Below are 21,458 nucleotides of genomic sequence, written 5' to 3'. Positions count from 1 at the left end.
CTGCGGCGCGAGGAACGGGCGGTGCCATGGACAAGCTGACAGTGCTGGGGCTGGAAAGCAGCTGCGACGACACGGCCGCGGCCGTGGTCGAGCTGACGCGCGCCGCCGACGGGCAGGTCACGGGCCCCGGGCGGGTGCTGGCCTCGGTCGTGCACGGGCAGACGGACCTTCACGCGGCCTTTGGCGGCGTTGTCCCCGAACTGGCCGCGCGGGCCCATGCCGAAAAGCTGGACCTGGCCGTGGAACAGGCTCTTTCACAGGCGGAAGTGCCGCTTTCGGCGGTGGATGCGATCGCCGTCACCTCGGGCCCGGGCCTGATTGGCGGGGTGATGTCGGGGGTGATGTGCGCGCGCGGCCTGGCCGCCGGCGCGGGCCTGCCGCTGATCGGGGTCAACCACCTGGCGGGTCACGCCCTGACCCCGCGCATGACCGATGGGCTGGAATTTCCTTATCTGATGCTGCTGGTTTCGGGCGGGCACTGTCAGTTCCTGCTGGTGCGCGGCGTCGACAGCTTCACCCGGCTGGGCGGCACGATCGACGATGCCCCCGGCGAGGCTTTTGACAAATGCGCCCGCCTGCTGGGCCTGGAACAACCCGGCGGCCCGGCGGTGGAGCGCGAGGCACGCGCTGGCGATCCGACCGCCCACCGCCTGCCGCGCCCCCTGCTGGACCGGCCCGGCTGCGACATGTCCTTTTCCGGGCTGAAGACCGCCCTACTACGCGCCCGGGACGGGATCGTCGCGCAGAAAGGCGGGCTGTCGGTCCAGGACCGGGCCGATCTGTGCGCCGCCTTCCAGGCCGCCGCATCGGACGTGCTGATCGAGAAGACCCGCCGCGCCCTGGATGTGGCGGCCGGAGCCTGCGGCGGGCAGGTCCCCGCCCTTGCGGTGGCCGGCGGCGTTGCCGCCAATACGGCCCTTCGCAAGGGCTTGCAGTCGCTCGCCGACGCGCGCGGCATCGCCCTGGTCGCCCCGCCGTTGCGCTATTGCACCGACAATGCCGCGATGATCGCATGGGCCGGCGCCGAACGGCTTGCCGCCGACCTTGTCGAGCCGCAGGATCTGGTTCCGCGGCCGCGCTGGCCGCTTGATCGCACCAGCCCCAGCCTTCTGGGTTCGGGCAAGAAAGGGGCCAAGGCATGAGTGACGTGGACATCATCGGCGCGGGCGCCTTCGGCACCGCCCTTGGCGTCACCCTGGCCCGCGACGGACGTCGGGTCTGCCTGTGGTCCCGCAACCCCGGGCACCGAGATGAGATGCGGGAGAGCCGCCGCAACGACCGGCGCCTGCCGGGGGTCGAACTGCCGCCAAGTCTGAACATCGCCGACGATCCGGCCGCGTTGCGGGCCGACACGGTCCTGCTGGCGATCCCGGCCCAGACCCTCGACGGTTTCCTGACCGAGAACCGCAAGCTGCTGGCCGGGCGCCGGCTGGTGGCCTGCGCCAAGGGGATCGACCTGCGCAGCGGCCTTGGCCCGACCGGGATCATTGCCAACGCCGTGCCGGATTCCGTGCCGGCGATCCTGTCGGGCCCCAGCTTTGCCGTCGACCTGGCCAATGGCCTGCCCACCGCGCTGACGCTGGCCTGTGCCGACCCCGCTGCGGGGACGGCTTTGCAGACGCTTCTTTCGACCGCGGCGCTGCGTCTCTACCTGACCTCCGACACCGTCGGCGCCGAGCTGGGCGGCGCGTTGAAGAACGTGATGGCGATCGCCTGCGGGCTGACTGTGGGTGCGGGCCTCGGCGAAAGCGCCCGGGCAGCCCTCATGACCCGCGGCTATGCCGAAATGGGCCGCTTTGCCCGGCTGCGTGGCGCGCGGCCCGAGACGCTGGCGGGGCTTTCGGGTTTCGGCGACATGGTGCTGACCTGCACCTCCGAGAAATCGCGCAACTATGCCCACGGGCTGGCACTGGGCCGGGGCGATGCCTCCGGCACCGGCGCCGGCACCACGGTCGAAGGGGTGCATACCGCCCGCGCCGTGGCCGGGATCGCCAAGCAGGAGGGGATCGACATGCCGATCACCACCCTTGTCAACGCCGTCGTCAGCGGCAAGATCGATGTAGACCGGGCAAAGGAGCTGCTGCTCGCCCGACCTTTGAAAGAGGAATGAAATGCGTATTGCCCTGATCGCCCACGACAAACCCGGTGCCCTCCAGATCCGCAAGGACAACCGCGACGCCCACTTGGCCTATATCGAGAAGACCGGCTGCGTCGAGATGGCCGGCCCGATCCTGGATGCCCATGGCGAGATGTGCGGCTCGCTCATCATCCTCGAGGTCGAGGACATGTCCGCAGCCCGCGGTTGGGCCTCGGGCGATCCCTATGCCGCCGCCGACCTCTTCACCTCGGTCGAGTTCCACCCCTGGAAGAAGGTCATCGGCTGATGGCCCGCTGGCTGTTCAAGTCCGAACCCTCGACCTGGTCCTGGCAGGATCAGCAGGCGCGCGGCGCCAAGGGAGAGGAATGGGACGGCGTGCGCAACTACCAAGCGCGCAATTTCATGCGCGAGATGAAGCTGGGCGATCAGGGCTTCTTCTACCATTCACAAAGCGAGAAGGCGGTCGTGGGCATTGTCGAGGTGATCGCCGAAAGCCATCCCGACAGCACCACGGATGACGCGCGTTGGGAATGCGTCGACATCCGCGCCATCCGCCCTCTGCCCACCCCCGTCACCCTGGAGCAGATCCGCGAAGAGCCGCGCCTGGCCGAGATGGTCCTGGTCAGGAACAGCCGCCTGTCGGTGCAGCCCGTGGCCGACGACGAATGGGATCTGATCTGTGAACTGGGCGGGATCCCGAAGGCCTGAGGGCGCTTTGTGCGTCGCCCCCCCGTCTGGCCCGTCTGACCCGTGCCCCGAAACGTGAACTGGCCGGCCGGTCGATGCACCCCCGCATCGTCCGGCCGGCCAGTGAATTGGATCGGCACCCCCAACCTGATCACGCACCCCTCGTGCACATAGGTCGCCGGGTGGCCATCTGCGCCCGCCAAGGCCCCAAGATGGCGGGCCGCTGGCCCCTCGTCCTTGAGGTCTTTCTACCCGGGGTTAGTTGACTCGACAACTTCTTAGTCCGGAGAATTGTCCGCAGTTTACGTCAACGGTTGGCAGAGGATTGCCGACTCCGGGTCATGCGTAAGCGGACTCGCGGCCGAACTTCTTGGTCAGCATGTAATAGACCACGGCGCGATACTTGTTCCGCTCGGACCGGCCATAGGTCTCGAAGGCCTCCTCGATCGCGTTGCCAAGCTCGGGGCCGTCGCTGAGGCCGAGTTTCTTGATCAGGAAATTGTTTTTCACGGTCTCGACCTCGCCCGGCTGAGAGGCGGCGATGGTCGCGGAATCGGCGTTATAGATCGACGGTCCGCATCCGATGGTCACCTTGCGCAGCAGATCCATGTCGGGATTCATGTTGCACTTTTTCTTCAGATCGTCGGCGTAGCGCTCGATCAGCTCGTCTCTTTTACCCATGTCGTTCTCCTGTTTCCACGGCGTCCGGACCGGCTGACCGGCCCTGCGGCACTGCTTGACGTTAAGGTGAAACGCCCACGGAACAAAGAATTTTCGATTTCAGGGCTAGGCGGGCGGGTTCGGCACCCCGGGACAGGGCCGACCCACGGGGCCGCCGTCGGCCCCATTCGCCCAAGAAAAACCCGGCGGGAACGGGTCCCGCCGGGCGATTCCGGAGTTGGCTGCGCGATCGGGCCGGGCCCGCCGCGCCTGCCGTCAGTAGCGGTAATGCTCGGGCTTGAACGGGCCTTCCTGCGGCACGCCGATGTAGTCGGCCTGCTCTTTCTTCAGCTCGGTCAGCTTGACGCCGATCTTGGCCAGGTGCAGGCGGGCGACCTTCTCGTCCAGGTGCTTGGGCAGGATGTAGACGTCGTTCTTGTACTCGTCACCCTTGGTCCAAAGCTCGATCTGCGCCAGCACCTGGTTGGTGAAGCTGGCCGACATCACGAACGAGGGGTGGCCCGTGGCGTTGCCGAGGTTCAGCAGACGACCCTCGGACAGCAGGATGATACGGTTGCCCGAAGGCATCTCGATCATGTCCACCTGGTCCTTGATGTTGGTCCACTTGTGGTTCTTCAGATTGGCGACCTGGATCTCGTTGTCGAAGTGGCCGATGTTGCCGACGATGGCCATGTCCTTCATCTCGCGCATGTGCTCGATGCGGATCACGTCCTTGTTGCCGGTGGTGGTGACGAAGATGTCGGCGTCGGCGACGACATCCTCAAGGACGACAACCTCGAACCCGTCCATGGCGGCCTGAAGGGCGCAGATCGGGTCGATCTCGGTCACCTTCACGCGGGCGCCAGCGCCGCGCAGCGAGGCGGCAGAGCCCTTGCCCACGTCGCCATAGCCGCAGACAACGGCGACCTTGCCGGCCATCATCGTGTCGGTGGCGCGGCGGATGCCGTCGACCAGCGATTCCTTGCAGCCGTACTTGTTGTCGAACTTCGACTTGGTGACCGAGTCGTTGACGTTGATCGCCGGGAAGGGCAGCTGACCGGCCTTGACCAGCTCATAGAGGCGGTGGACGCCGGTGGTGGTTTCCTCGCTGACGCCTTTGATCGCGTCGCGCTGGCGGGTGAACCAGCCGGGGCTGTCCTTCAGCCGCTTGCGAATCTGGGCGAACAGCGCCTCTTCCTCTTCCGAGGTGGGGGTCGCGATCAGATCGGTTTCGCCGGCTTCGACGCGGGCACCGATCAGGATGTAGAGGGTGGCGTCGCCCCCATCGTCCAGGATCATGTTCGCGGGCTGATCGCCGAAGTCGAAGATCTTGTCGGCATAGTCCCAGTATTCCGGCAGCGTTTCGCCCTTGATGGCGAAGACCGGGATGCCGGCGGCGGCGATGGCCGCGGCGGCGTGGTCCTGGGTCGAGAAGATGTTGCACGAGGCCCAGCGGACCTCGGCGCCCAGGGCGGTCAGCGTCTCGATCAGGACCGCGGTCTGGATCGTCATGTGCAGGCTGCCGGCGATGCGGGCACCCTTCAGCGGCTGGCTGGCGCCGTATTCCTCGCGCAGGGCCATCAGGCCCGGCATCTCGGTTTCGGCAATGGCGAGTTCCTTGCGGCCATAGTCGGCCAGCGAAATATCCTTGACGATATAGTCTTTGGTCATCTGTCGTGCTCCAATCCTCGGGCTGGCCCCGGCTTTACCATCTGACGACGGTCAGGCAAGCCCTTGGTCGGTCGCAAACGGCCCAAACCCGCCCATTCGTAGCGTGCGGAGGCGATTTTAGGACTTTCTTAGCCAATCGCGACCGAGCATGGCCGCATGAGCCCGCCCCTTTCCACCATCGCCAGCGGTCCTTCGGCCGCGTTGCAGCACCGGTTGCTGTCGCTTGCCTTCGCCGCGAACCCCTTCGGGCGCGGCTACGGGCGGCTGACGCGGGCCGTGGCCCGGGCCTTCGATCCCGACAACGCGATTCTGGTGCCGGTCGAGGGTGGGCAACGCATTCGGGTGCACCTGGATGATGAATACTGGACCCGTGTCGCCCTGGGCCGCGCCCGCTACGAGCCCGAGGTCGGGCGCATCCTGGCCGCGGCCCGGGGCGCCACCACCCATTTCTGCGATCTGGGTGCGAACATCGGGTACTGGACCCTGCGGGCCGCGCCGGACTTCCCCCACCTGACGGCGGTCGAGGCCGCGCCGCCCACCCTCGCGCGGCTGCGCGCCAACCTGCGCGGGTTGCCGCGGGTGCGGCTGCACCACGCTGCGGTGCATCGCCACTCGGGCGGCGAGATGCGCTTCATCTGCGACCGGCGCCGCCACGCCGCCGCTCGCCTTGCCTCCGAGGGGATGACCCCCAACAATCTGAACCCGGGGGAGGAGCTGGTGCCGGTCAGCACCGTCTGTATCGATGATCTGATCCCCCCCGGCGCCCCCGCCCTGGTCAAGCTGGACGTGGAGGGGGCAGAGGTCGCGGCCATCGACGGGGGACAGCGCGCATTGAACGACGGCTCGGTGCTGATATACGAGGATCATGGCGCCGATCGCGATTGCGCGCCCAGCGCCCGGCTTCTGCGGAGGGAGGGCGTGGACATTCACGCCATCGAGGGGACCGTCAGACCCATGTCATCCATTGCCGAGATCGCCGCGCTGAAGACCGACCGCCGCAAGGGGTACAATTTCATCGCGGGGGTACGGGGCTCCGCCCTTCTGGCATCGATCCTCGAACGGGTCTGAGCCGTGGCTCCCCGCGCGTGGCAGCGCATGCTGTCGGGCCGTCGCCTGGACCTGCTGGACCCGACGCCCATGGATATCGAGATTGAGGACATCGCCCGCGGCCTGGCCTTCGTGGCCCGCTGGAACGGGCAGACCGAAGGTGAGTTCGCCTATTCGGTGGCCGAGCATTCGCTGCTGGTCGAGGAGATTTTCGGCCGTCTCAACCCTGCCGCCCCGGTGCGCTGGCGGATGGCGGCGCTGTTGCACGATGCCCCGGAATACGTGATCGGCGACATGATCTCGCCGGTCAAATCCTCCGTCGGGCCCGGCTATGCCGAGCTGGACCAGCGGCTGACGGCGGCTATCCATTTGCGCTTTGGCCTGCCGGCGGCGGTGCCCAAGACGATCAAGGCCAAGATCAAACGCGCCGACCGGGTCAGCGCCTGGCTTGAGGCGACGTGCATCGCCGGCTTCACCGAGGCCGAGGCCGACCGCCTTTTCGGGAAGATGCCCGCCCCCCTTCGCGAGGGGCTGAGTATCCGCCTGCGCCCCCCGGTCGAGGTGCGGCGCGACTACACCGCCCGGCACCGCACGCTGCTGGCGTCGATGGAGGGCTGAGACGGTCTGTCGTCGAACGCCGCGCCGGATCCCTCACGCGTGATGATCGGGGAGGCGATGCACCGCTCCCTCACCCAATCGCGCGGCCCGTCACGACGCGAGATCGCCAGGCGTGCAGCCAAGCGGGCGTCCTCTTGCCGATTGAGGCGGGCGCGTTCCTCGGATGCCTGCGCCGACGGCTGAGCGAACCCCAAGGCACGGGCGAAACTGACAGCGAGAATTCTAAGCATCGGCTTTCCTCCAATAGAGACTGACGGATTTTTGCCGCCATACACGGGCAAAAGCCAGTTTCTATGGATTTCAAGTTGTAAGCTGTGCTAACATTTAGGGATGGACTGGTCGCGTATCCCCTCCCTTGCCGCATTGCGCGCCTTCGAAGCGGTGGCGCGATTGCGCAGCCTGACGGCGGCGGCGGCCGAACTGAACGTGACCCACGCCGCCCTGTCACAGCATGTGCGCGCGCTGGAGCGGCATTTCGGCGAACCCCTGGCCCGGCGCGAGGGGCAGGGCATGGCGCTGACCGAATCCGGTGCGGCACTTGCGGCAGCGTTGAGCGATGGCTTCGACACCATCGCGGCGGGGGTCGACGCCCTGTCGGCGCGGGCCGCCGACCGGCCCGTGCGCGTGTCGCTGACCCCCGCCTTCGCGGAATCATGGCTGATGCCGCGCCTGGGGGATTTCTGGGGGCGCCACCCCGAGGTCGAGCTGGCGCTCCTGCCCTCGGCCGGGTTGGTGGATTTGCGCCGGGATGGCATCGACCTCGCGATTCGCTTCGGCGAAGGGGAATGGCCCGGGGTCCGTTCCCAGCCCCTGCTGATGGCGCCTTTCGCGGTGGTGGCGTCCCCCGGCCTTTTCGCAACCCGGCGGCCCCACAGCATCGACGAGCTGACGGGATACACCTGGTACACGTCCCGCGCCGCATCCGAACAGCGCAACTGGGGCGGCGCGCTGGGGCTGGATTTCTCGACAATGGACAGTCGAGAGCTGTCCAATAACGGCATGGCCCTGTCGGCGGTCAGGGCGGGCTATGGCCTGTCGATCCAACCCATGGCCCTGGTCGAGGCTGACCTTGCCGACGGCCGCCTGGTCAGCCTGTTTCAGGGCGAGCACGGCGGCCTCGGCTATCACTTGATCCTGCCCACGGGCGTGGATGAGCCGCCGCGCCAAAGCCGCGTCGGCATCTTCGTCAACTGGCTGGAACGGACGGCCGCAACGGCCCAGACGGTGGCCCCCGTCGCCGGGCGACCGCCGCAGGAAGGTTAGCGCGGGCTGCGCTTGGCCAGGATACGCTGCAAGGTGCGGCGGTGCATGTTCAGCCGGCGCGCGGTCTCGGACACGTTGCGATCGCAAAGCTCGTAGACCCGCTGGATATGCTCCCAACGCACCCGGTCTGCGGACATCGGATTCTCGGGCGGCGGCGGCAGGTCGCTGCCGTCTGCCAGCAGGGCCGCCGTCACTTCGTTGGCGTCGGCGGGCTTGGACAGGTAGTCGGTGGCGCCGATCTTGACGGCGGTGACGGCGGTGGCGATGGCGCCATAGCCGGTCAGAACGACGATCCGGCTGTCGGGGCGCTTCTCGCGCAGCACCTCGACCACGTCGAGACCGTTGCCATCCTCAAGCCGCAGGTCAACCACGGCATAGGCGGGCGGGCGGGCCGTCGCGATGGCGCGGCCGGCGGCGACGCAATCGGCGGTCTCCACGTCAAAGCCGCGCTTTTCCATGGCACGCGCCAGACGGCGCAGAAACGGCTCGTCATCATCGACCAGCAGAAGGGATTTGTCAGGCCCGATCTCACGCAGCTCTCTGTCCGACATAAACCGCTCCCTCTCATCCTTGGTTGCAAAGGCTTCCCGGCCCCCTGGACCGGACTTACAATGTCGCAGGTATCAGTTTTTCTGCAAGGCGCATGATACGCGGTCGGCCATGCCCTCGGCGCTGATCTCGCGATCGAAGAAATCCGCCAGGCCGGTGCCGGGCAGCATCAGGTAGGTGTAAGCACTGTGATCGACCCGGATCTCGCCGTGGCCGCTGTGATCGGGGGCCTCGCCGCCTTCGGCCTCGGTCATCTTCATCTCCGAGTGGTCCATTTCTTTCATGGCCTCTCCCGTCACGGCCGCGCCGTTCATCGCGCCCTCGTCGGCCTTGGCCGCGTCGTGGTCGGCCTCGTCCTCGATAACCGTGCGCGAGGCATAGACGCGGTAGGTGCTGGTGACGTCAGCGATCTGTTCCTTGCTGCCGGTGAGGCCAAGCATCCGCTCGTGGAAATTGTCGGTGTATTCGGCCAGGGCGGCGGGGGTGTCCCGCTGGGGATCGACCGTGATCAGCACCGGCGTCGCCTCGATGCCGCGCTGCTCCAGCAGGGTGACGGCAACGGCGTTGCGGGCCGAGTCGACCGGGCAGACATCGGGGCAGTTCGTGAAGCCGAAATAGACCAGGGTCGGGCCGGTGATGACATCCTTGTCGGTGACGGTGCGGCCCGTCTCGTCGACCAGCGTGAAGGGCCCGCCGATGTCGGCCCCCGCGACCCCCGCCCCCTCGCAGGAGGCAAGGCGCATGCGGTCGGGTCCGACAAGGACCATGTACCCGAGGACGCCCAGCAACAGCAGAACCAAGGCTGAAACCGCTATGACATAAGATTTTCTCAAGGCTCGACCTTTCCGACCCGCAGCCAATGGCCGCTTTTCCATTGGCCCTTATCTAGATAATACTCGCGGGCTGATGGATGTGACACTTGGACCCGACCGGATGGATGACAGCGCGGCCGACCCGCTTCAATCGACAGGCAAGGGGGGATGGATCCGGCTCAGGACCCTGATCCACCTGCGCTGGCTGGCGCTGGCGGGCCAGGCGGCGGCCTTGCTGATCGCGACGGTCTATCTGGACCTGCAGCTCAACATGAGCCTGGCGATGATGACCATCGGCATCTCGATCACCGCCAACCTGATCGCCAGCGTCGTCTATCCGCCAACCAAGCGGCTGTCGGATGTCGAGGCGATGCTGACCCTGCTTTTCGACATCTCGCAGCTGGCTTTACTGCTGTATCTGACCGGGGGTCTGAACAACCCGTTCGCGGTGCTGATCCTGGCGCCGGTTACGATTTCGGCGACGGCGCTGCGCCTGCGCTCGACCGTGATCCTGGGGCTGGCGGCGATCGCGCTGATCAGCGTCCTGGCGCTTTATCACACGCCGCTGCACACCTCCGAGGGGCTGGTCCTTCAGCAAAGCCCGCTGTTTCTGTTCGGCTTCTGGCTGGCGATCACCATCGGGATCGTGTTCGAGGCCGGCTATGCCATGAAGGTCACGGGCGAGATCCAGTCGATGTCGCGCGCCCTGCTGGCCACCCAGATGGCCCTGTCGCGCGAGCAGAAGCTGACCGACCTGGGCGGCGTGGTTGCCGCCGCCGCCCACGAGCTGGGCACGCCGCTGGCGACGATCAAGCTGGTTTCGGCCGAACTGGCCGAGGAGCTGGAGGATCAGCCTCAGCTTCAAGAAGATGCGCGCCTGATCGGCGAGCAGGCCAATCGCTGTCGCGACATCCTCCATTCGATGGGCAGGGCCGGCAAGGACGACCTGCACATGCACCAGGCCCCGCTTGAGGCCGTGGTGGCCGAGGCCGCCGAGCCGCACCTGAGCCGTGGGAAACAGGTGCATTACACCTTCCTTCCCGCCGAAGGGGGCGATCCCCGCCAGCCCCTGGTGCATCGCCGCCCCGAGATCATCCACGGGCTGCGCAACCTGGTGCAGAACGCAGTCGATTTCGCCGATGCCCATGTCTGGGTGGACGTGAAATGGACCGACACCCGTGTTTCGGCCCGCATCATCGACGACGGTCCCGGCTTCCCGCCACATCTGCTGGGGCGGCTGGGCGACCCTTTCCTGCGACATCGCCGGTCCGAGGCCGACCGCGCCCGACGACCCGGCTATGACGGCATGGGGCTGGGCCTGTTCATCGCCAAGACCCTGCTGGAGCGTTCTGGCGCCGAAGTGAACTTCGCCAATGGCACCGACCCTGCGGGTGGCGTCGCCGGGCCGCTGACCCGAAGCGGCGCCATCGCCGAGGTCACCTGGCCCCTGGCCGCCATCTGCATTGACCCCGAGGCCGCCAAGGGCCCGTTGGGAGAAAACCAGCCTTTCTCGCCCTGAGCCGCCATTAAGCGGGGATTAACCTTGCGGGCCCAGTCTTCTCCGGTCGCGGAAGAAAGGGCGGGCAGGAATGACACAGCCATTTGCCGATATGGCCTGGATGCTGGGCGGGGCGCTGCCTGCGCTGTTGGTGGTGATGCTCACGCTGGCAGCGTCGCGCAGGGTGCATGCCGGCGCGCGGGACGGCTGGTCCACCGCCGGCGGTCCGCTATTGGCAGGGCTTACGCCCCCGGACCCCCTGCGGGTGATGGATCCCGCCGAGGAGGGTTCGCCATGTGAAGAGGCCGACGGCATTCGCCTTCTTTTTGACGGAAGGGAGCTGTTGGACACCTCGCCTGCCGGGCTTGAGGCCTTGCGCACGTCCCGGGAGGCCGGGGTTCACATATCGGACTGGGACCTGGCACTTCGGGCACTGGAACGCATGGTTCCCGGTGCTGCGCGCGCCCTTTGCCGCCACCTGCCGGACAGGGGGCTGGTCCTGCGCCACCGGGACGCGACGGGCGACCGGATCCTGCGCGCCCGGCGGCTGCATGGGCTGACCTTCGTCACCCTTGACCCTGCGGGCGAGGCCGACGAGACGATCACGCTGACCCGCGACAGCCACGCCGCCGCCGAGCAGGAGCTGCGCTTCCTGCGGCAGATCGTGGCCCTGGACCCGACCCCCACGTGGGCCGAAGGCAGCGGCGGAGAGATCATCTGGGCCAACCCCGCCTACCTTGCCTGCTGCCCGGGGTACGAGGCCGGAACCTGGCCGCCGCCCGCGATCTTCCCGCCCCCGGCAGAGGATCCGGCCCATGCCGCCATTTCTGACGACCAGCCCCAGCGCGCTGTGCTGGTGCAGGACGGCAGGGACCTGTGCGAATACGATGTTTATCGCCGCCCCAGGACCGAGGGGACGCTTTGCCACGCCCTGCCCGCCCACTTGGCCGACGGGACGCGATCATCGCTCAACCCGGTGACGCGAACCCTGGCCAAGACCTTCGCCCGGCTGCCGACCGGGCTTGCCATCTTCGACGCCGACGCCCAGCGCCTGATCCTTTTCAACCCCATGCTGGCCGAGCTGACACGCCTCGATCCCGCCTGGCTGAGCAGTCGGCCCCGGTTGGACCAGATCCTCGACCGGCTGCGCGAGCGGCAGTTCATCCCCGAGCCACGGGATTACCGGGCCTGGCGCAAGAAATTCCTCGAGGATCCGGCCGGCTACGATGCCGATTGGCCGCTGCCCAACGGTCAGACCTACCGCGTCAGCTGCCGCGCCGACGACGACGGCGCCCTGGCGCTGGTGCTTCAGGACATCAGCGCCGAAATGGGCACGATCCGGGGCTTTCGCGCCGACCTGGAAACCCACGAGGCGCTGTTGAACCTGTGCGGCGAGGCGCTGGCCGTGTTCTCGCGCGGCGGGACGCTGGTGCTGGCAAACCCTTCCTACGAGGATCTTTGGAACGTGGCGCCGGGCGCGGTGCTGGCCGATACCGACATCCTCGAAGCCTCGCGCATCTGGGCCCAGGCGTGTGATCCCTCTCCGGTCTGGGCCGAGATCCGCGATTTCGTCGCCTCCCTCGAAGAGCGCGGCGCCTGGAGCGCGAGCCTGCGCCACCGCCAGGGGTTCGAGGTCAAGCTGCGGGTCAACCCGATGCCGGGCGGCGCCACCCTGGTCGGCTTTCAATGGGCGGCCGAGGCAATGCCCAGAGCCCCGGCGCTTGTGCCGAAATCCGCCGCCCTGGGCTAGGCTACGGAGCAAATCTCCCCCGGACCCTTGCGGGTGGGGATGGCTCGTCTAAAACTCGGCCCATGCCGGACCGCCGCATCATCAAGGAGATCACTCTGGGATCAGAGGCTGCGACGCTGGCATTCGCCACTGCGCTCGCGCCCATGCTGCGCGCGGGCGACACCCTTCTGCTGGAAGGCCCGGTCGGGGCCGGCAAAAGCTTTTTCGCGCGCTCCGTCATCCAGGCGCGGCTTGCCGCCCTTGGCCGGTCCGAGGATGTCCCTTCCCCAACCTTCACGCTGGTTCAGGTCTATGACCTCGACGATGTCGAACTGTGGCATTGCGACCTCTATCGCCTGACCGATCCCGCCGAGGCCTACGAGCTGGGCCTTGACGAAGCCTTCGACCAGGCGATCTGTCTGGTGGAATGGCCGGGGCGCCTTGGCGGGTTGCAGCCCGAGGGCGCGCTGCGCCTGGATCTGCGCGCCGACGCGGGCGAGGATGGCAACCCTGACCGCCGAATTGCCACGTTGTCTGGATCCGCCGAATGGGCCCGCAGGCTGGAGACCGAAGAATGATGCAGACCCCCACCCGGACCGGGCGCGCGCCGGCACAGGACACCGCCACCAACGGCGACCGCGCCGCCGCTACCCGCGCCTTTCTCAAGGCCGCCGGCTGGGCCGAGGCACAGCGCCGCCCGCTGGCGGGCGACGCCTCGAACCGCCGCTATGAACGGCTGCACCACCCCCGCCACGGCGCCGCCGTTCTGATGGACGCACCGCCCGAGCGCGGCGAGGACGTGCGCCCCTTCCTGCGCATCGGCGCACACCTGGCCGACCTGGGCCTTTCGGCGCCCCGCGTCTTCGCCGGCGACGAGGCGCTGGGCCTGCTGTTGCTGGAGGATCTGGGCGACGATCTTTATGCCCGCGTCCTGACCCGCGACCCGGCACTGGAACGCCCGCTTTACGAGGCCGCGACCGACGTTCTGATCAGCCTTGCCCAATCCCGGCCCCCCGCCCCGATCGAGGATTACGACGCCCGCCATATGGCCGAGGCCGCCTCGCTCGTCATCAGCTGGTATCGCCGCGCCCTCACCGGCCAGGAGGATCCCGACCTGGAGCAGACCTTCCAGGACGAGGTGGAGCGCGCCTGCCTTGAGCATTGCCAGGGACCGCGCAGCATCGCCCTGCGCGATTTTCATGCCGAGAACCTTCTTTGGCTGCCCGAGCGGCAGGGTGAGGCCCGCGTCGGCCTGCTGGATTTCCAGGACGCCACCACGGCCCACCCGGCTTATGACCTCGTCTCGCTTCTGGAAGATGCCCGCCGGGACGTGCCCGAGGCGCTGTCTGACGCGATGACCGACCGTTTCCTGAAGGCCACCGGGTTCGACCGGGCCGATTTCCTGCGCGCCCGCGACACGCTGTCTGCCCAGCGCAACCTGCGCATCCTGGGCGTCTTCGCGCGGCTGGGCCTGCGGGACGGCAAACCCCATTATCTGGCCTTCGTGCCCCGGGTCTGGAACCTGCTTCAGCGCGACTTGCGTCACCCCGCGCTTGCAGACCTTCGCGCCAGCGTAGAGCGGCACCTGCCCGAACCCACCCCAGACATCCTGAAAGGATTGGCCAACCGATGCCAGCCAGCAGTCCAGACAGCATCCTGATCTACGCCGCCGGCTTCGGCACGCGCATGGGCCCGCTGACCCGGGACATGCCAAAGCCGCTGGTGCGTGTGGGGGGCAAGCCGCTGCTGGATCATGCGTTGGATGTGGTCGACCGGGCCGGCATTCCGCGCAAGGTGGTCAACACCCATTACCTGGGCGAGCAGATCGCCGACCACCTGGCCGGGCGCGAGGATATCCGCATTTCCCACGAAATGCCCGAGATCCTCGAGACCGGCGGCGGCCTGCGCCACGCGCTTCCGCTGCTGGGGCCGGATCCGGTCTTTACCCTGAACACAGACGCGATCTGGACGGGATCGAACCCGTTGGGCCAGTTGCTTTCGGCCTGGGATCCGACGCGGATGGACGCGCTTTTGCTGCTGGTGCCCCGGGCGCGCGCGACCGGCTATCGCGGCAAGGGCGATTTCATCCTGTCCCCCGACGGGCGTATCGGCCGCGGCCCGGGTGAGGTCTACACCGGGGCGCAGATCATCCGCACCGACCTGCTGAAGACCATCCCCGAAACCTCCTTCTCGGTGAACAAGCTGTGGGACCTGACCCTGGCCGCCGGCCGGACCTACGGCACGCTGCACGACGGCGGCTGGTGCGACGTCGGCCGCCCCGAGGGGATCGAGACCGCCGAGGCCATGCTGACGGAGGGTGGTCTTGTTTGACCCCTCGGGGCAGCCCCGGATCCTGGCACTGCCACCGGGCTGTGATTTTCCGAAATACCTTGTAAAGGGCCTGCTTTCGCGTCTTGAGGGGGCGGACCCCGCAGAATTGGCGCGGGTCGATCTTTACGTCAACACACGGCGAATGGCCCGGCGGGTGGGCGAGCTTTTCGCGGATGGCACGCCCCGTTTGCTGCCCCGCATCCGACTGATTACCGATGTCTCGGCCCATCCCGACCTGGCCGATCTGCCCCCGGCCCTGCCGCCCCTGCGCCGACAGCTTCTGCTGGCACAACTCATCGCCCGCCTGCTGGAACAGGAGCCTGACCTTGCCCCCCGCGCGGCGATCTTCGACCTGGCGGCCAGCCTTGCCGCCCTTCTCGACGAGATGCAGGGCGAGGGCGTTCCGTTCGAACGACTGGAAGGGTTGGATGTCGGCCAGCTTTCCGGCCATTGGCAGCGCAGTTTGCGTTTCCTGAACCTCGTCACACGCTTCCTCGAGACCGGCGGCGCCGAGATGGACCGCGAGGCCCGGCAGCGCGCCGCGATCGAACGGCTGATCGCCCTGTGGCAGACCGCGCCGCCGCAGAACCCGGTGATCGTGGCGGGTTCGACCGGGTCGCGGGGGGCAACCTCGCTTTTCCTGCAAGCGGTGGCACGGCTGCCCCAGGGCGCCGTGGTGCTGCCCGGGTTCGATTTCGCCATGCCCGACCATGGCTGGCAGGCGCTGGACGATGCCTTCACCGCCGAGGATCACCCGCAATTCCGTTTCGCGCGGTTGCTCGACAGCCTCGACATGCAGCCGGCCGAGGTTGCCAACTGGTGCCCCGGCGCGCCCGAGCCAAGGGCGCGCAATGCGCTGGTCTCGCTGGCGCTGCGCCCCGCCCCCGTCACCGATCAGTGGATGTCCGAGGGCCCCGCGCTTGGCCCCGTTGCCCCCGCCATGGAAGCTGTGGACCTGATCGAGGCGCCTTCGGTTCGGTCCGAGGCGCTGGCCATCGCCCTCAGCCTGCGCGAGGCGGTGGCAGAGGGCAGGCGCGCGGCGCTCATCACCCCCGACCGGATGCTCTCGCGCCAGGTCACGGCGGCGCTGGACCGCTGGCACATTCGACCCGACGACAGCGCGGGCATGCCGCTGCACCTCTCGGCGCCGGGGCGTTTCCTGCGCCACGTGGCGGCGCTGATCGATCAGAAACTCTCGGCCGAGAGCCTGCTGACCCTGCTCAAGCACCCGATGACCCATTCCGGCCCGGCCGGGCGGGGCGAGCATCTGCGCCTGACGCGGGAGCTGGAGCTGTCGCTGCGCCGCTCGGGCCCGGTGTTCCCGACAGACGATGACCTGCGCGCCTGGGCCGCCCGTCGCGACGAGGCGGGCGCGGTGGCCTGGACCGACTGGCTGGCGCGCACGCTGGACGGGCTGGGCGGCGTGGGGACCGGCCCCCTTGGGCGCATCGTCGACCGCCACGTTGCCGTGGCCGAGGCCCTGGCCCTTGGTCAGACGCCCGACGGTGTGGAAACTGCGGATCGCGAGGGCGCGACGGATGAGGCAGGCGAGCTCTGGCAGAAGGACGCGGGCCAGAAAGCGGCTCGAATCTTGGCCGAAATGCGCGCCGAGGCCGAATATTGTGCCGCCATCACCCCGGCGGATTACGCCGCCCTTCTGGACAAGCTCCTGTCGGGCGAAGAGGTGCGCCGCACCCAGGAGGCGCATCCCGACGTGATGATCTGGGGGACGCTGGAGGCGCGGGTGCAGGGCGCCGACCTGGTGGTTCTGGGCGGTTTGAACGACGGCACATGGCCCGCCATGCCGACCCCCGATCCGTGGCTCAACCGGTCGCTTCGCCACCAGGCGAGGTTGTTGCTGCCGGAACGCGGCATCGGCCTGTCGGCCCATGACTTCCAGCAGGCGGTTGCCGCCCCCCGGGTCCTCCTGTCCCGCGCCATCCGCAACGCCGAGGCCGAGACCGTCCCCTCCCGCTGGCTGAACCGTCTGGTCAACCTGCTGAACGGCCTGTCGGGCGATCAGGACGGGCCCGAGGTGCTGGACGCCATGCGCGCGAGAGGCCGGCGATACCTGGACCTCGCCGCGGCGATGGAACGCCCGGCCCGGCCCCTGCCGCCGGCGCGACGCCCCTCGCCCAGGCCCCCGGTCCACGCGCGGCCGCGCAACCTTTCGGTGACCAGTATCCAGACGCTGATCCGCGATCCCTACGCGATCTATGCCCGCCACGTGCTGCGCCTCAATAAGCTTGATCCGCTACGGCCTGAACCCGACCCGCCCCTGCGCGGCACGGTTCTGCATGACATCCTTGACGAATTCATCCGCGAGACAAAAGCGGCTCTTCCACAGGAGCCACGGGACCTTCTGATGGGCATCGCCGCCCGCCGGATGGAGCAGGACGTGCCCTGGCCCACCACCCGCCGGATCTGGCTGGCGCGGCTGGACCGGGTCGCAGACTGGTTTATCGAGGAGGAGATCCGCCGCCGGCAGGAGGGCGCCCCTCTGGTGATCGAGGAAAAGCGCACCCTGCCCCTCGGCGATCTGGATTTCACCCTCACCGGCAAGGTGGACCGCATCGACCGGCAGAACGACGGCACGATGGTGGTCTATGACTACAAGACCGGCGAGGCTCCGACGAAACCCATGATCGAGCATTTCGACAAGCAGCTCCTGTTGGAAGCCGCGATGATCGAGCAGGGCGCGTTCGAGGATTGCGCCGGCGCCAGCGTCTCGGCCGTCACCTACATCTCGCTCGGCAGCAAGCCCAAGACGACGGTGCACAGGCTGGAGCCCGGAACCGCCCAAGCGATCTGGACCGATCTGGCCGAGCTGATCCGCGCCTGGTCTATGCCCGAGCGCGGCTATACCTCGCGCCGGGCGATGAACCTGCGCACCGATGCGCGGGACTACGACCATCTGGCGCGCTTCGGCGAGTGGGACGAAAGCAGCGAACCCGGGCCGGAGGAGGTGGGATGATCCGACGCGACGACGCCACCGAGGCCCAGGTACGCGCGGCCGAGCCGCTGGCATCGACCTGGCTGTCGGCCAACGCCGGTTCGGGCAAGACCCGGGTGCTGACCGATAGGGTGGCGCGGCTTCTGCTGAAGGAGGTTCTGCCCGAACGCATCCTGTGTCTGACCTATACCAAGGCCGCCGCGTCCGAGATGCAAAACAGGCTCTTCAAAAGGCTTGGAGCCTGGGCGATGCTTGCCGACAAGAAGCTTGCCGAGGAGCTGGAAACCCTTGGCGTGCCTGCCGACGAGAACACGCCCGAGGCCCGCAAGCGGGCCCGCACCCTCTTTGCCCGGGCCATCGAAACGCCCGGCGGCCTGAAAATCCAGACGATCCATTCCTTCTGCGCCACGCTGCTGCGCCGCTTTCCGCTGGAGGCCGGCGTTTCGCCGCGCTTCACCGAGATGGACGACCGCGCCGCTGCCCTGCTGCGCGAGGAGGTTCTGGAGGAAATGGCTTCGGACGGGCGTGTCGGGGCCATCGACACGATGGCGACCTTCCTTTCGGGGGATGATCCGACGGCGCTGCTGGCGGGGATCGTGGCCCGCGCCGACATCCTTCTGCAACCGCTGGACGAGGGCGCCTTCCTGCGGTGCTGCGGCCTTGATGCCAACGACAGTGTCGAGCGCCTGCTGGCCGACGTTCTGACCGGCGAGGAGGAGGATCTTGTCACCGCCATCGCCCCGGCGCTGGAGGCGGGCAAAGTCTCGGACCAGGGGCTGTTGAAGAAGCTGCGTGCCATCGTGGCGCGCCCCCCTTCCCTGGCTGTCCTGCGCGAGCTGGAGGGGTGTTTCCTGACCGGCGAAACCGCCAAGGAGCCCTTCACCGTCAAGACCGGCAGCACACCGACCAAGGATACGCGGACCGCCCTCGGCCCCTTGTTGGAGCCGCTTCACGACTGGTTCGAGCGGGTGGCGGCGGGACGGCCCCGGCGCATGGCGCTGATGTCGCTGCAACGGGCGCGGGCGCTGCACCGGTTGGCCAACCTGTTCCTGCCGGATTATTCGGCCCGTAAGCAACAGCGCGGCTGGCTTGATTTCGACGACCTGATCTTGGGCGCACGCCGCCTGCTGACCGATCCGGCCGTCGCCGACTGGGTCCTCTTCAAGCTGGACGGCGGCATCGACCACATACTGGTCGACGAGGCACAGGACACTTCTCCGGCACAGTGGGACGTGATCACGATGCTGGCGCGGGAATTCACCTCCGGCCAGGGGGCGCGGCACGAGGCCCAGCGCTCGATTTTTGTGGTCGGGGACAAGAAACAGTCGATCTATTCCTTCCAGGGCGCCGATCCGGCCGCTTTCGACCGGCTGAAGCTGCATTTCCGTGACGCACTTGGCGCGATCCAGCAGCCGTTGCAGGAGGAAAGCCTGCTCTACTCCTTCCGCTCGGCCGAACCGATCCTTCGACTGGTGGATCTGGCGTTCCGGGATGGCGATGCAAACGGCCTGGGGGGCGAAACCCTGCACCGGGCGTTCAAGTCGGACCTGCCGGGGCGCGTCGACCTTTGGCCCGTGGTCGAGAAGACCGAGGAGGCAGATAAGCCCGCCTGGACCGATCCGGTGGACAAGCCCGCCTCGAACCACCACGAGGTGGTGCTGGCCCGGCGGATCGCGCGGCGCATCAAGGCGATGATCGGCACGCCGATGCCGGACGAAAAGGGCGGCGCGCGCCCCATCCGGCCCGGCGATTTCCTGGTGCTGGTTCAGCGCCGGTCGGATCTGTTCCACGAGATCATCCGCGCCTGCAAAGCCGAGGGGCTGCCGATGGCCGGCGCCGACCGGCTGAAGGTGGGGGGCGAGCTGGCGGTCAAGGACCTCTCGGCCTTGCTGTCCTTCCTGGCCACGAACGAGGATTCGCTGTCCCTCGCCGCCGCCCTCCGCTCGCCCCTGCTGGGGTGGAGCGAACGGCAGCTTTACGACCTGGCCCACAACCGGCCGCTGGCCGAGAAATACCTCTGGACGACGCTTCGCCGGCGCCAGGACGAATTCCCCGAGACGATGGAAATCCTGCGCGACCTGCTGCGCAACGCCGATTTCCTGCGCCCCTATGAGTTGATCGAGAGGATCCTGACCCGTCACGGCGGCCGCGAACGGCTGATCGCCCAGCTGGGCACCGAGGCCGAAGACGGGATCGACGCGCTGCTTGGCCAGACCCTTGCCTACGAGACGCTGGATATTCCCAGCCTGACCGGCTTTCTTGGCTGGCTGTCCGCCGGAGAGCTGGACATCAAGCGACAGCTCGACAACGCCGGCGACCGGATCCGGGTGATGAGCGTCCACGGAGCCAAGGGCCTTGAAGCACCGATCGTGATCCTGCCGGACGCCGCCGTCCGCAAGGTCCAGATCCGCGACGAGGTGATCCTGATGGAGGATCGCGACGGGCGCGACCTGCCTCTTTGGCGGCAGGCCCGGCCGGATTGCCCCGAGGCGATCATCGACGTGCTGTCGGACATGGAACGAAGCGTCGAGGAAGAGCGGCTGCGCCTGCTTTACGTCGCCATGACCCGGGCCGAACAATGGCTGATCGTCACCGCGGCGGGCGATGTCGGCGAGGGTCAGCAAAGTTGGTACGGACGGGTGGCCGAGGCGATGGAGACCGCTGGCGCGACCCCCCTCGCCCTGGGCGAGGGCGAGGGCGAAGCGCCGGAGGATGACCCATTTGACATCCTGAGGCTGGAAACGGGCGACTGGTCCGGTCACCGCGCACGGATAGAAGCCCCCGGCGCTGCCGATCCGACCCAGACCGAGACGGCCCCGGCAGGCCTTCCCCTGCCGGACTGGATCAAGCAGCACGCGGCGACCCCGGCGCGTCCGCTTCGTCCCCTCACCCCTTCGGAACTGGGCGGCGCCAAGTCCCTGCCGGGAGAGGGCACCTGGCCCCACGACCCGGCTGGCGCGGACGGGCCGATGGACACCGAAACGGCCCTTCGCAAAGGGCGGATGATCCATCTGTTGCTGGAGCTTCTGCCCGGAATGGATGCCGCGCGCTGGCCGCAGGCCGCCGCCGCGATCCTGTCGGGGAGCAGCGACCAGGCCCGCCCCGACGAGATCCCCGCCCTGCTGGAGGAAGCCGCGGCGGTGCTGTCGGCCCCTGCCCTGCACCCCGTCTTCGCGCCCGACGCATTGGCCGAGGTGCCCTTTACCGCGCCCCTGCCCGCCCTTGGCGGCCGGCCCGTCTATGGCATCATGGACCGGGTGATCCTGTCACCGGACGCGGTCCGCATCGTCGATTTCAAGACCAACGCCGTCGTCCCCGCCAGCGCCCAGGAGGTGCCGCTTGGCCTGTTGCGCCAGATGGGGGCCTATTGCCAGGCGGCAGAACAGATCTTCCCCGGGCGGCGGGTCGATTGCGCGATCCTGTGGACGCGCGATGCGACGCTCATGCCGCTGCCCACGGACCTTGTCATCGCCGCATTGGCCGAGAGGGCGCCGCTTGACCCTCTGGCCGGCGATACCTAGGTTGCAATCAACCCGACGCGA

The 21,458-nt window shown here is 68.0% G+C and carries 18 protein-coding genes; 14 read left to right on the top strand and 4 right to left on the bottom strand.

Going from position 1 to position 21,458, the window contains the following annotated elements; genetic code table 11:
- Positions 1-26 precede the first annotated feature (26 nt).
- The 4 genes from tsaD to CLV77_RS13560 are packed head-to-tail and all read left to right on the top strand — an operon-like array spanning position 27 to position 2,806.
- Positions 27-1,142 carry a tRNA (adenosine(37)-N6)-threonylcarbamoyltransferase complex transferase subunit TsaD gene (gene tsaD / locus CLV77_RS13575; protein ID WP_076979818.1) on the top strand — a complete coding sequence of 372 codons (1,116 nt, stop codon included), beginning with the start codon at positions 27-29 and terminating at the stop codon, positions 1,140-1,142.
- Positions 1,139-2,110, top strand: a complete 972-nt coding sequence (locus tag CLV77_RS13570) for an NAD(P)H-dependent glycerol-3-phosphate dehydrogenase (protein ID WP_076979819.1) — start codon at positions 1,139-1,141, stop codon at positions 2,108-2,110. Before tsaD ends, CLV77_RS13570 begins: the two co-directional genes overlap by 4 nt.
- A gap of 1 nt (position 2,111) precedes the next feature.
- A complete protein-coding gene (locus tag CLV77_RS13565; protein ID WP_076979820.1) occupies positions 2,112-2,384 on the top strand; it encodes a YciI family protein in 273 nt (90 codons plus the stop codon).
- Positions 2,384-2,806, top strand: coding sequence for an EVE domain-containing protein (locus CLV77_RS13560; protein ID WP_076979821.1), 423 nt, complete (start codon positions 2,384-2,386; stop codon positions 2,804-2,806). Before CLV77_RS13565 ends, CLV77_RS13560 begins: the two co-directional genes overlap by 1 nt.
- 318 nt (positions 2,807-3,124) lie before the next feature.
- On the opposite strand, the gene CLV77_RS13555 is transcribed toward CLV77_RS13560, so the two are convergent.
- A complete protein-coding gene (locus CLV77_RS13555) occupies positions 3,125-3,466 on the bottom strand; it encodes a DUF2853 family protein (protein WP_076979822.1) in 342 nt (113 codons plus the stop codon).
- Positions 3,467-3,721: 255 nt separating this feature from the next.
- Positions 3,722-5,116 (bottom strand): adenosylhomocysteinase, encoded by a 1,395-nt coding sequence (gene ahcY / locus CLV77_RS13550; protein ID WP_076979823.1) that lies wholly within the window; start codon positions 5,114-5,116, stop codon positions 3,722-3,724.
- A gap of 156 nt (positions 5,117-5,272) precedes the next feature.
- On the opposite strand from ahcY, the gene CLV77_RS13545 reads away from it, so the two are divergent.
- From CLV77_RS13545 to CLV77_RS13530, 3 genes are all read left to right on the top strand, one after another.
- A complete protein-coding gene (locus CLV77_RS13545) occupies positions 5,273-6,184 on the top strand; it encodes an FkbM family methyltransferase (protein WP_076979824.1) in 912 nt (303 codons plus the stop codon).
- Positions 6,185-6,211: 27 nt separating this feature from the next.
- Positions 6,212-6,781: an HD domain-containing protein gene (locus CLV77_RS13540; RefSeq protein ID WP_076979825.1), complete on the top strand. Its 570-nt coding sequence runs from the start codon at positions 6,212-6,214 to the stop codon at positions 6,779-6,781.
- 330 nt (positions 6,782-7,111) lie between these two features.
- Positions 7,112-8,044 carry a LysR family transcriptional regulator gene (locus tag CLV77_RS13530; RefSeq protein WP_076979826.1) on the top strand — a complete coding sequence of 311 codons (933 nt, stop codon included), beginning with the start codon at positions 7,112-7,114 and terminating at the stop codon, positions 8,042-8,044.
- Here CLV77_RS13530 and CLV77_RS13525 read toward each other — a convergent pair.
- Positions 8,041-8,595, bottom strand: a complete 555-nt coding sequence (locus tag CLV77_RS13525; RefSeq protein WP_076979827.1) for an ActR/PrrA/RegA family redox response regulator transcription factor — start codon at positions 8,593-8,595, stop codon at positions 8,041-8,043. The genes CLV77_RS13530 and CLV77_RS13525 overlap by 4 nt on opposite strands.
- 72 nt (positions 8,596-8,667) lie before the next feature.
- On the bottom strand, positions 8,668-9,426 hold the full coding sequence (locus tag CLV77_RS13520) for an SCO family protein (RefSeq protein ID WP_233128076.1): 759 nt from the start codon (positions 9,424-9,426) through the stop codon (positions 8,668-8,670).
- Between the two features lie 79 nt (positions 9,427-9,505).
- Here CLV77_RS13520 and regB point away from each other — a divergent pair, with 79 nt between their 5' ends.
- From regB to addA, 7 genes are all read left to right on the top strand, one after another.
- Positions 9,506-10,924, top strand: coding sequence for a sensor histidine kinase RegB (gene regB, locus CLV77_RS13515; RefSeq protein ID WP_418222457.1), 1,419 nt, complete (start codon positions 9,506-9,508; stop codon positions 10,922-10,924).
- Positions 10,925-10,994: 70 nt separating this feature from the next.
- The gene (locus tag CLV77_RS13510; RefSeq protein WP_076979830.1) at positions 10,995-12,653 is read left to right on the top strand and encodes a nitrogen regulation protein NR(II); all 1,659 of its coding nucleotides are present in this window, start codon (positions 10,995-10,997) and stop codon (positions 12,651-12,653) included.
- 62 nt (positions 12,654-12,715) lie between these two features.
- Positions 12,716-13,210 carry a tRNA (adenosine(37)-N6)-threonylcarbamoyltransferase complex ATPase subunit type 1 TsaE gene (tsaE, locus tag CLV77_RS13505; RefSeq protein ID WP_076979831.1) on the top strand — a complete coding sequence of 165 codons (495 nt, stop codon included), beginning with the start codon at positions 12,716-12,718 and terminating at the stop codon, positions 13,208-13,210.
- On the top strand, positions 13,210-14,292 hold the full coding sequence (locus CLV77_RS13500; protein WP_076979832.1) for an aminoglycoside phosphotransferase family protein: 1,083 nt from the start codon (positions 13,210-13,212) through the stop codon (positions 14,290-14,292). Before tsaE ends, CLV77_RS13500 begins: the two co-directional genes overlap by 1 nt.
- Entirely contained in the window at positions 14,262-14,963 is a 702-nt protein-coding gene (locus CLV77_RS13495; protein WP_076979833.1) for a nucleotidyltransferase family protein, read from the top strand. The genes CLV77_RS13500 and CLV77_RS13495 overlap by 31 nt, the downstream gene beginning before the upstream one ends.
- Positions 14,956-17,937: a double-strand break repair protein AddB gene (gene addB, locus CLV77_RS13490; protein WP_076979834.1), complete on the top strand. Its 2,982-nt coding sequence runs from the start codon at positions 14,956-14,958 to the stop codon at positions 17,935-17,937. The genes CLV77_RS13495 and addB overlap by 8 nt, the downstream gene beginning before the upstream one ends.
- Positions 17,934-21,437: a double-strand break repair helicase AddA gene (addA, locus tag CLV77_RS13485; RefSeq protein WP_076979835.1), complete on the top strand. Its 3,504-nt coding sequence runs from the start codon at positions 17,934-17,936 to the stop codon at positions 21,435-21,437. Before addB ends, addA begins: the two co-directional genes overlap by 4 nt.
- Positions 21,438-21,458: the final 21 nt, after the last annotated feature.

The sequence above is a fragment of the Brevirhabdus pacifica genome (assembly GCF_002797755.1).
Lineage (GTDB): Bacteria > Pseudomonadota > Alphaproteobacteria > Rhodobacterales > Rhodobacteraceae > Brevirhabdus > Brevirhabdus pacifica.
This window is presented reverse-complemented; position numbering and strand designations above follow the sequence as displayed.